Source organism: Neobacillus niacini, from assembly GCF_031456445.1.
GTDB classification, from domain to species: Bacteria; Bacillota; Bacilli; order Bacillales; family Cytobacillaceae; genus Neobacillus; species Neobacillus niacini_I.
The window spans coordinates 1-9400 of sequence record NZ_JAVDUQ010000065.1 but is presented as its reverse complement, the minus strand read 5'-3'; the positions used below and the strand labels follow the sequence as shown (position 1 = coordinate 9400).

General features: G+C 38.7%; 12 protein-coding genes, 8 tRNA genes and 1 pseudogene. 4 read left to right on the top strand and 17 right to left on the bottom strand.

Going from position 1 to position 9400, the window contains the following annotated elements; genetic code table 11:
- From J2Y67_RS27080 to J2Y67_RS27070, 3 genes are all read right to left on the bottom strand, one after another.
- A partial coding sequence (locus tag J2Y67_RS27080) for a DoxX family protein (RefSeq protein ID WP_310179206.1) occupies window positions 1-375 on the bottom strand: 375 nt, incomplete at its 3' end.
- Between the two features lie 64 nt (window positions 376-439).
- Window positions 440-862, bottom strand: a complete 423-nt coding sequence (locus tag J2Y67_RS27075; protein WP_310179204.1) for a MarR family winged helix-turn-helix transcriptional regulator — start codon at window positions 860-862, stop codon at window positions 440-442.
- Between the two features lie 209 nt (window positions 863-1071).
- A complete protein-coding gene (locus J2Y67_RS27070) occupies window positions 1072-1407 on the bottom strand; it encodes a YolD-like family protein (RefSeq protein ID WP_310179202.1) in 336 nt (111 codons plus the stop codon).
- 248 nt (window positions 1408-1655) lie between these two features.
- Here J2Y67_RS27070 and J2Y67_RS27065 point away from each other — a divergent pair.
- Both J2Y67_RS27065 and J2Y67_RS27060 read left to right on the top strand, forming a co-directional pair.
- Window positions 1656-2302 (top strand): annotated as a pseudogene (locus tag J2Y67_RS27065) (hydrolase).
- The gene (locus tag J2Y67_RS27060; protein WP_310179199.1) at window positions 2299-2892 is read left to right on the top strand and encodes an antibiotic biosynthesis monooxygenase; all 594 of its coding nucleotides are present in this window, start codon (window positions 2299-2301) and stop codon (window positions 2890-2892) included. Before J2Y67_RS27065 ends, J2Y67_RS27060 begins: the two are co-directional and overlap by 4 nt.
- A gap of 377 nt (window positions 2893-3269) precedes the next feature.
- Here the strand turns inward: J2Y67_RS27060 and J2Y67_RS27055 are convergent, their stop codons facing one another.
- From J2Y67_RS27055 to J2Y67_RS27045, 3 genes are all read right to left on the bottom strand, one after another.
- Window positions 3270-3638: a DnaB-like helicase N-terminal domain-containing protein gene (locus J2Y67_RS27055; protein WP_310179207.1), complete on the bottom strand. Its 369-nt coding sequence runs from the start codon at window positions 3636-3638 to the stop codon at window positions 3270-3272.
- An 87-nt stretch (window positions 3639-3725) separates the two neighbouring features.
- Window positions 3726-4448, bottom strand: a complete 723-nt coding sequence (locus tag J2Y67_RS27050; RefSeq protein WP_310179197.1) for a conserved phage C-terminal domain-containing protein — start codon at window positions 4446-4448, stop codon at window positions 3726-3728.
- Window positions 4449-4918: 470 nt separating this feature from the next.
- Entirely contained in the window at window positions 4919-5098 is a 180-nt protein-coding gene (locus J2Y67_RS27045) for a hypothetical protein (protein WP_310179195.1), read from the bottom strand.
- A 245-nt stretch (window positions 5099-5343) separates the two neighbouring features.
- Here J2Y67_RS27045 and J2Y67_RS27040 point away from each other — a divergent pair, with 245 nt between their 5' ends.
- Entirely contained in the window at window positions 5344-5973 is a 630-nt protein-coding gene (locus tag J2Y67_RS27040) for a cysteine hydrolase family protein (protein ID WP_310179193.1), read from the top strand.
- Between the two features lie 406 nt (window positions 5974-6379).
- On the opposite strand, the gene J2Y67_RS27035 is transcribed toward J2Y67_RS27040, so the two are convergent.
- Window positions 6380-6679 (bottom strand): YciI family protein, encoded by a 300-nt coding sequence (locus tag J2Y67_RS27035; protein ID WP_310179191.1) that lies wholly within the window; start codon window positions 6677-6679, stop codon window positions 6380-6382.
- Window positions 6680-6843: 164 nt separating this feature from the next.
- On the opposite strand from J2Y67_RS27035, the gene J2Y67_RS27030 reads away from it, so the two are divergent.
- Window positions 6844-7296: a S1 domain-containing RNA-binding protein gene (locus J2Y67_RS27030; RefSeq protein WP_133340431.1), complete on the top strand. Its 453-nt coding sequence runs from the start codon at window positions 6844-6846 to the stop codon at window positions 7294-7296.
- 165 nt (window positions 7297-7461) lie between these two features.
- Here the strand turns inward: J2Y67_RS27030 and J2Y67_RS27025 are convergent, their stop codons facing one another.
- The 10 genes from J2Y67_RS27025 to J2Y67_RS26980 all read right to left on the bottom strand — a co-directional run bounded on the left by J2Y67_RS27025 (window position 7462) and on the right by J2Y67_RS26980 (window position 9286).
- On the bottom strand, window positions 7462-7752 hold the full coding sequence (locus J2Y67_RS27025) for an MFS transporter (RefSeq protein WP_310179188.1): 291 nt from the start codon (window positions 7750-7752) through the stop codon (window positions 7462-7464).
- A 417-nt stretch (window positions 7753-8169) separates the two neighbouring features.
- On the bottom strand, window positions 8170-8289 hold the full coding sequence (locus J2Y67_RS27020) for an MFS transporter (protein WP_310179185.1): 120 nt from the start codon (window positions 8287-8289) through the stop codon (window positions 8170-8172).
- A gap of 148 nt (window positions 8290-8437) precedes the next feature.
- Window positions 8438-8519: transfer RNA gene (locus tag J2Y67_RS27015), tRNA-Leu, on the bottom strand.
- 13 nt (window positions 8520-8532) lie between these two features.
- A tRNA-Trp gene (locus tag J2Y67_RS27010) sits at window positions 8533-8603 on the bottom strand.
- 4 nt (window positions 8604-8607) lie between these two features.
- Window positions 8608-8692, bottom strand: a tRNA-Tyr gene (locus J2Y67_RS27005).
- Window positions 8693-8715: 23 nt separating this feature from the next.
- A tRNA-Ser gene (locus J2Y67_RS27000) sits at window positions 8716-8808 on the bottom strand.
- An 18-nt stretch (window positions 8809-8826) separates the two neighbouring features.
- Window positions 8827-8903: transfer RNA gene (locus J2Y67_RS26995), tRNA-Met, on the bottom strand.
- Between the two features lie 101 nt (window positions 8904-9004).
- Window positions 9005-9081: transfer RNA gene (locus tag J2Y67_RS26990), tRNA-Arg, on the bottom strand.
- Between the two features lie 36 nt (window positions 9082-9117).
- Window positions 9118-9206: transfer RNA gene (locus J2Y67_RS26985), tRNA-Leu, on the bottom strand.
- 5 nt (window positions 9207-9211) lie between these two features.
- Window positions 9212-9286: transfer RNA gene (locus tag J2Y67_RS26980), tRNA-Gly, on the bottom strand.
- Window positions 9287-9400: the final 114 nt, after the last annotated feature.

Here is a 9400-nt window from a genome sequence, read left to right as displayed (position 1 = left end):
GTATTGACCAGGACCGATTAATGCTATACCAATAGCTACTGCTAACAAAGTTAAGTTATATTCATATCCATTGGATGTTGCCCATAATCCGTTTGGAGCATGAACCTTTACAATCGCCATTGCCATAGTTCCCGCTATCAAAATTCCTGCAAGTGGAGTTAAAAGTCCTAAAGCAAACAATGTACCACCAATAAATTCTGCCAACCCAGCGAAAAGAGCCATGGTAACTCCTGGTTTCATTCCAATAGATTCAAACCATCCACCAGTTCCTTTTAATCCGTAGCCACTGAACCAACCAAACAATTTTTGAGCACCGTGCCCGATAAACAATACTCCAATTACTAAACGAATTATTAATAAACCAATATTTATCATCTTAAAATCCTCCTAAATGTTTTTTGTCTCGAATTCGAGATATTATTTTTAAAAAAATGCAAGTTTAAACTTTATTCCTTAATTTTTTTAAAAGCTGTACCAATGTCTCGGCCTCATTAGAATCTAATGAGTCAAACATATGATTAATGAACTCATGATATTTCGGCATGATTTCGTTCATCAATTGATTTCCATCATCAGTTAATATCACATGTATCACTCGGCGGTCATCTGGACAGGCGTTTCTACTTAATAAACCTTTCTGTTCCAGTTTATCTATTACATAGGTCATCGAACCGCTTGAGATCAATATGCAATTTCCAATTTGTTGAATCGTTTGTTTCCCTTTTTGATAAAGTACCTCTAAAACAGAAAATTCCGTAATACCTAGATTGTTTTTTGCCATTTCTTCCTTTATTCGTTCATGAATTGCTTTTGATGTTTGCATTAATATCAGAAAGGGCAGGTTATTGCATTTCCTCTCCATTTGTTCACCTCCACAAAAATCTCGAATTAAATTATCTTGAATATGAAATAATAATAATACTTATAATTTTTCTTGTCAATAACCTTTTTTATTTTATGTTGAAAAAAATTCGTTTTTTCTTGTTGAACTAACCTGCCCCTATAATTAAATTAGATAAAATAAAAGGAGCCAACCCACGTAAGGTTGACGCTTTGCTAATGTCGGCTTAATCAAACGACATTGACTCCGATAACACTATCAAATGGCACTCCCTCAAATTCGCCAGGTTTTACTTCAATGCGGAGCTCATGCGTGATAGGAACCACGTAATGAACACGACCAGTAATTTCTTGAGTAAATCCGTCATCCCATATCGACAGCTTTACAGAATGGTTATATTCCATTGAGTAAATTATGCAGAGGTCGCATTCCTCCGCCTCATCGCCGTCAATGATTGGCTTCCTTATCCGTTCAGTATCGTTCCAAAAATCCCGATGTATTTTCGCTAACTCTGGCAATTGGAATGCTGCTTGCCATTTCATCATTCCAAGGTCACGTATCGCCATATAATCGCCTCCTATACAATCATTACACACAAACAAACGTTCTGTATGTATGTAAAAAGAAAAAGACCAATTATTTTCGGTCTTTAGATTTCTTATTCAATTAAATCCCCCAGTTAGTTTGAACAAGTCCCTTTTTTATTCTATTAGTCGTTTTTTGACAACTTTTGTCGAAGCTATTTCCTTGTTAGAAATTTCCTCTATAATAAGATTTTGTAAGTTTGAAACAAAATTAAAAAAGGGGTTTTATTATGAGTAATTTAGAATTGTTAACGCCCCAGAGAACAGTGCATTAATTTTGATCGATTTTCAGCCTCAAATGACTTTTGGAGTTGCAAGCATTGACAGACAAACATTAATGAATAACGTTATGCTGCTTGCTAAATCAGCAAAAGCTTTTAACGTACCTACTATTCTTACTACAGTTGAAACACAAAGCTTTTCTGGTTATTTTTGGCCACAAATTCTTGACATATTCCCAAACCATGAAATTATAGAACGTAGTTCAATGAACTCTTGGGAAGATTCAAAATTTGTTGAGGCAGTTAAAGCAACAGGTAGAAAGAAATTGATATTTGCAGCACTTTGGACTGAAGTTTGCCTTGCATTCCCTGTGCTTGAAGCAATTAAAGCTGGCTATGAAGTTTATGCAGTTGATGATGCTTCAGGTGGTACTAGTTTGACAGCACATAACGCTGCTATGCGTCGTGTAGAACAAGCTGGAGCAATTCCAGTGACAGCAATTCAAGTTTTACTTGAATACCAACGTGACTGGGCACGCAAAGACACTTATGATGCTGTAATGGAAATTGTAAAAGAACACACTGGCGCTTATGGTCAAGGAGTGGAATACGCATATACTATGGTACATGGCGCGCCTCCAAGCAGGAAAATATGAATCAAGAAAGAGTAACTTTCGGAGAAACTCATACAGGGTACACTATGGATGCTGGTGGTCCAGTAACAACGATTGTTACATGGGAAATTCAAGAAGGTAGAGAAAAACAGTTTGAAGCGTGGAGACATGAAATCGAAGCTGCTGCTACTAAATTCCCCGGGCATTTGGGGGTAAATCTAATAGTCCCCAATAACGGATCCAGAGAGTATACTGTTATTTTTCGATTTGATACATATGAGCATCTACGTGCTTGGCAAGAATCAGATATTCGTCGAGATTTGTTAAAAAAGGCAGAACGATTTCAAGCTACTAATCCAACTTACAAAACTGAAAGCAGTTTGGCGTATTGGTTTGTTACTCCGAAAACGCCAGTTCCACCGCCAAAATGGAAAATGTCTATTGTTACCGTTCTTGGTGTATGGCCTCTTAGCATGTTGGTTCCTATAGTGATAGGACCTATAATAAAAAATATGAATCCTATTATGTCAGCCTTTTTTGTTTCTGTATGTATAGTGTCCTTGCTATCATGGGTAGTAATGCCGATTCTCGGTAAAATATTTCATCCATGGTTACAGAATAATAGGAAGTAGACGAGGTATGAACATGAATTTACCGGATATGATTTTATATAACGGAAAAATCACTACTGATCTGCTGCTTCTTTTAAAACTATCTGCGAGACGCACTCAACGTGTGTAGACCGTGGAAACAAATTTTCTAGAAGCCTAGCTAATAATTTTTTAAAAAACCTCATACACTTATGATACGGTTCCCCCTACCTAGCATCTTAAATGGATGCATGAAGGACAAGATTAAGGGCAAATGCAGTTTTTCCTACACTCGGCCTCGCACCGATGATTCTTGAAAGCCGCCAGTCAGTTTGTCTAGATACGTAAAGCCAAAGGGAATAACCAACAATCTCTCCCAAATCCTTTTCGCATTCGAGGAATAAATCGGCCAATGATTCCTAAATGTTCCCTTCATCTTCACCCATTTGATATTCTTCAATGGACATGAGTTCATTGATTCCGACACTACGTGTTTTACTGATGTCCTCCTCATTTGCATTCTTAATGATTTTTCCAGCAATTTGTATGGCTTTTCGCTTCTGATCAGATTCTTTGACCCTTTTTTCATAAAAATGAAAGTTTGCTGTTGTTGGCACACTTCCTTCCAATTGTGTAATATAGTGGACACCGCTAACTCGAACAATGTTATCGGAACCGAGTTCCTCTATAAGGGAAATGATGTACACCGGAATCCCTTTTTCATTCAAGCTCCGCAACGCCGAATAAATCAGACGCAGATTTTTTGTATACAGTTGTTCCGGTCGAATGGTAGATTTATTTAATTCCTCATCTAAAAAGAACGCTCTTGTTTCGCTTCAAACTGGTCAAAAAATACCCGGATACTCTTTATGATTTCAAACGTCTCCATCTTTATCATTTAAATCAAAATCCTCCGCTCTTAACGTATTAGTATTAATAGATTTCTGGTTCAGATAAGGCTCAAATTTTGGACCGAATAAGGTTTCCGGTCGGAGATATTTCGACAAACGGGAATCATGGAGCCATTCGGTGGACTTCAAATCAATGACCTTTTTAAAATCCTCCAATGTGAACCCTTCCCTCAGTCTAGTTTGAATATTAACCTTTGTTTTTTGTGAGCTTGGTTTGTAGGCTGCGTTTGTCTTGTCATTGAGGTAGTTGATAATTTCGGTAACGGGTAATGTTTTCTGTGGTGTCATTACTGATGTGTTTTCCGGTTCGGTTGGCTCTATTTCTGTTTCAGCCTTGTGTATCTTAGGCTCAGGTGATGTTAATTCTAATGTTTCCAATTGCTCATAATCGATGGTGTACCACTTGGTTTTATCCATTTTGCTTTGATTCCAGTTCCCTGAAAGGAGAAGCCCTTGATCCTCCAATGACCGAATCGTCCGTTTGATGGTGCTTAACGACCAGAAGGAAAATTGCTGCTGCCACTGTTGATAGGTGTTATAAATCCAGGTCTTTCCTTCAATCACATGAGAACTTTTTTGAACCCAATAATGAATCTGCTGCAGGATGAGTGCTTCGTTTAACCCAATTTTCCTTGCCAATGATGGGAGCACTATCATGATGCTTTCGTTCAGTAATAAACTGCTCATTGCTTTTTCCTCCTTTTGTTCTTCTTCCCGAGAGAGTCTCTGATGAATGCTTCCTCGATTGGTTCAGTAACCTTCCACCTGCTATATACAGAAAAAGGATCAAAAAGGACATGGTAATGAAAAAGTTTTTTAAAGTAGGTTGAAGTTGTGAACAAATGGTAGGAGATTTGAATTGGGCTTAAAAATGGGGTTTGGGAGTTTTTTAGGTTGGGAACAACGGGAGTTTTTTCTTTTGTTGTAGTCTTTGAGTAATCTCTGAAGTAATCTCTGGTATTGCTTGGTTCAGGCTTGTTCCTTCCAGGGGTCAAGTTGGTATGTCACATGATTCAGTTTGAAAAACATGATGAGTTCATCCTGAATAGTGGGATAGCTCATTTTGTTTTTTAAAGTAAGTGCCTGGCCCCAGTCTTTCTGTGACACCCCTGTCACAACAAAAAAGCTTTTGGATTAATCCAGAAGCAGGTCTGTACTTACATCTCTATTATGTTTAAACATTCGTACTCATAAACAGAGTTCCAGCTGTAACCTCCGTCAATCGTTTCAATCAAATCATGAAGCGGGTACAATGTTCTAACCGTTCTCGTAATCTTGATATACTGCTCATTAACGCAGCAAGAGGATCCCTTGATTGTGGATATCTTCTTAAACATTTTCGTTAGCTTAACAATTACCTTCCGCAAACAATTCGTCAAAGTTGCACATTAATTTTCTATAACAAAGTGCACCAATCAAACTGAAAATACATATAAATGCCTATAAAGTTTTTAATGACTATGTAGCTTGTCCGGTGCGCTGTCATGTCGATGCTGAACTTTTTTACAAAACAAATTCTCTATTATACCCGAATTGGTTGAAAATATTTCCGCAAGCTTGTGCTGAGAGGGAGGTAAGTATTTTGCCGTTTAAACCACATCCCAATAATACTGCCATTGTAATTACAGACCCGCAAAATGATTTTATGAGTCCCGGAGGCAGAGGTTATCATCTAACAAAAGATATTATTGAGAGAAACAATACTATACAAAACCTTGAGCTATTAATGAGAACTGCCCTGAATAAAGGATATCAGCTTTTCATATCACCCCATTATTTATACCCTCATGATTATGGCTGGCAATTTACAGGAAATGAACAAAATATGTTATTAGGCCTTAAAATGTACCAAAAAGCAAATGCGTATACACCACCGTCTATAGGAGCCGATTTTGTTCATTCTTTCAAACCTTATATTTTTGATAGGAGAACCATCGTTTCTACTCCACACAAGGTTGCTAGCCCACAAACAAATGACTTGGTATACCAGTTACGACAACATAGAAAAGAGAAGACGATTATTGCAGGAGTGCTTTCCAACATTTGCGTAGAGTCCCATATGAGGCATTTAATCGAAAATGGGTTTGAAACCGCTATTGTATATGATGCCACTGCAACGATAAGTGAAAGAGATTTTCAAGCAGCTGTTACCAATTATAAAGCATTTGCCAGTGCTACTTGGACGACACAGGAAGCAATTTCAAACTTATAAAAAAGTATCCTCAATGGTAATTTCCTATACAACTTGCCCGTACAGTCCAAGTTGGTTGCTTGGTCAGAATAAGGGCTTGGAATAACATATTGCTTTAAGATAGCAAAACCCCCTTCAATCTGTTTGGAGGGGTAATTCTTGCTTGGCACATACATAAAGGGGTCATTTCCATTCCTCAACTAAGCTGCCACTTTCGTATTATAAGGTCAGCCAGATATTTCTGGTTGACCATTTTTTATATAGTTTTAATATAACAGTAGCCAGAGTAGAACCAAACTGCCCGTGGGGTTTAACCCCGTCAACCAATAGTCATTAATCTCTTTTAATGATGGCCTAACTTTTTAATTTTGTTTAAAATATCGGGTTAATTGACAAATAAAAAAGATGAAACCATAACGATTTCACCTTAGCGCCCTTCCATTACTCCAACTTTAAAGGGATGCAATTCCACATCCATGATACCTATTTGAACAGCAGGGTCGTTTTCAAACATTTTTTGTGAGTCTTCCGCAGATTCCGCCTTATAGATGATGATCCCATAAGCCCCATCTAAACACGGGCCAGACAAATCCACTTTCCCTTCCGCGTACATCTGCCTAACGTATTCAAGTTGTTTTCCCATTATCGCCTTTTCCTTAGGTGTCATTGTAGCCAGCCAATTCTCCCGTTTTGCCTTGCCAATAGCCAAGAACTCAAGCTGTTCCATTTTCAAACACTCCTCAGTTGTCATTTAATCAATCTATTTTTCCACAATAAATGGAATGGATACCTGAAAAATTTTAGTCTAGGAACAGCTCCAGACGATATTTACCTCTTCAAGAATATGTTATAATAAAAGCTTATAACAGTATTGGGAGGAACACTATTTTTATGTCAGTCGAAATAGGCAGCAAAGTACAAGGTAAAGTAACAGGCATCACTAATTTTGGAGCATTCGTAGACTTACCAGATGGATCAACAGGTCTTGTGCATATCAGTGAAGTTGCGGATAGCTATGTAAAAGATATAAATGACCATCTCAAGGTAGGAGACCAGGTTGAAGTAAAAGTAATTAGTATGAAAGACGGAAAAACTTCCTTGTCCATAAAAAAAGCGATAGATAGACCTGAAGGACAAACCTCTTCATATTCACAACAACGCCCACCACGCTCGGGCAGAGGTGATAACCGTTCCAAAGACTTTCGTCCAAAAGGTCAATTCAAACCAAAAGAAAGTTTTGAAGATAAAATGGCTCGTTTTTTAAAGACGAGTGAAGAGAATTTGTCTACCCTTAAACGAAATACTGGAGCAAAACAGGGCGGTAGAGGCGGTAGACGAGGATAATTTGTTTTTAATACCTCATCATTATAGATAAAGGCAAGCCTGAAATTGGCTTGTCTTCTTTAATGTAACTCAAAACAAATTAATAAAAAGCGTTCATCTCATCAATTTTTAACGGTGTTATATCCTTATCGATCAGAACAAATTAGTTCCTATATTGCCTTAAAATTATCCTCTATTTGTTCTAATGATAACCCTCTGGTTTTCAGGTAAGTATTTTGCTTTAAATATTACACCGAAAATCGCAAATAAAGCGAATAAGAAAAATGTTCCCGATAGTCCAATTTCAATTAAAAGAATAGGAAAGAATAGTCCTACTAAAAAATTGCAAACCCATAAAAACAAAGCAGCCATTCCCATACCCATACCATGTAAACGGGTAGGAAAAATTTCGGATAATAGAAGCCATGTCCTGGGACCAATGGCCCCTTGAAAGAAATCTAAATATACAACTATCATTGCATACTAAATATGACAAGATCGGAGACCCGGCAAGCGTTAGATTAGCAATCCCAATCGAGATAAGCGCGATTGTGGCACCTTATTAAACCTGTAAGATACATTGCGAGTCTGTTCACTTTGTGAAAGATTGACATACCAACATTAGTTGCAATAACAGAAATTAATCCGTTTACTACGTTTCCAATCAATGCTGTTCTTATTCCAAAACCAGCATTTTGAAGAATTCGTGTTCCATCGTACATGATAGAGTTTATATCTAATAATGGACATATAGCTTCAATTCCAGAATCGGAATTCGTCGAATCCAAGGTATCCTCAAATCTTTGAATGTTACTTTTTTTATTTTTTTATGTTCTGAAATATGCGTTTTAATTCATTTAATTCTTGTTCAGCAATACTTTTATTACGAATCTATTAAAGTATTCTTAGTGCCTCATCCATTCTTCCTTTGGATGCTAACCAACGAGAGCTTTCCGGTAAAATAAGTACTCCAAAACAGAGTGCCACTGCTGTTAATGTTGCAACCACTAGCATGAAACGCCATTAGCAATCTTCTTTTACTCACTGCACACGACTCCCCGCACACTATTAGTGGTTATTTTGTCGTTAAAAATAAAAATAAAAAGACCCGCACAATTAAGTGCGAAGCCTTGATATTACAACATTCTTGTTAGTAGCAAGATACCGGTGGTCGGGGTCGAACCGACACTCCTTACGGAACACGATTTTGAGTCGTGCGCGTCTGCCAATTCCGCCACGCCGGCAAAATAAAACAAACAGGGGTAGTAGGAATCGAACCCACACTGAAGGTTTTGGAGACCTTAGTTCTACCTTTAAACTATACCCCTAAAGTGGTGGAGGGGGACGGATTCGAACCGCCGAACCCTGAGGGAGCGGATTTACAGTCCGCCGCGTTTAGCCACTTCGCTACCCCTCCATCTATAAAAAACAATAAAATAATGGCGGAGGAAGAGGGATTCGAACCCCCGCGCGGTTTAACCCGCCTGTCGGTTTTCAAGACCGATCCCTTCAGCCGGACTTGGGTATTCCTCCATTATTTTAAAAATCATTTGGTAGCGGCGGAGGGGATCGAACCCCCGACCTTACGGGTATGAACCGTACGCTCTAGCCAGCTGAGCTACACCGCCAAATTTTGAATTATTGCTTGCATAATCGAAAAAACAGGATATGAAACCGCACCACTACGTCTCGAACATAGTGTTCTACCAAGTTGTGCTATTTCTTGTTATGGCGCGCCCGAAAGGAGTCGAACCCATAACCTTCTGATCCGTAGTCAGACGCTCTATCCAATTGAGCTACGGGCGCATTTGTCAGAAAATAATTTTACTTTGCAAAAAACTATGGTGCCGAGGACCGGAATCGAACCGGTACGGTAGTCACCTACCGCAGGATTTTAAGTCCTGTGCGTCTGCCAGTTCCGCCACCCCGGCATTTATGGAGCGGAAGACGGGATTCGAACCCGCGACCCCCACCTTGGCAAGGTGGTGTTCTACCACTGAACTACTTCCGCATTTATGGTAAGTTATTTTGCTTTCGCAAAAAACTTTGGTGCGGGTGAAGGGAGTCGAACCCCCACGCCTTGCGGCGCCAGATCCTAAGTCTGGTGCGTCTGCCAATTCCGCCA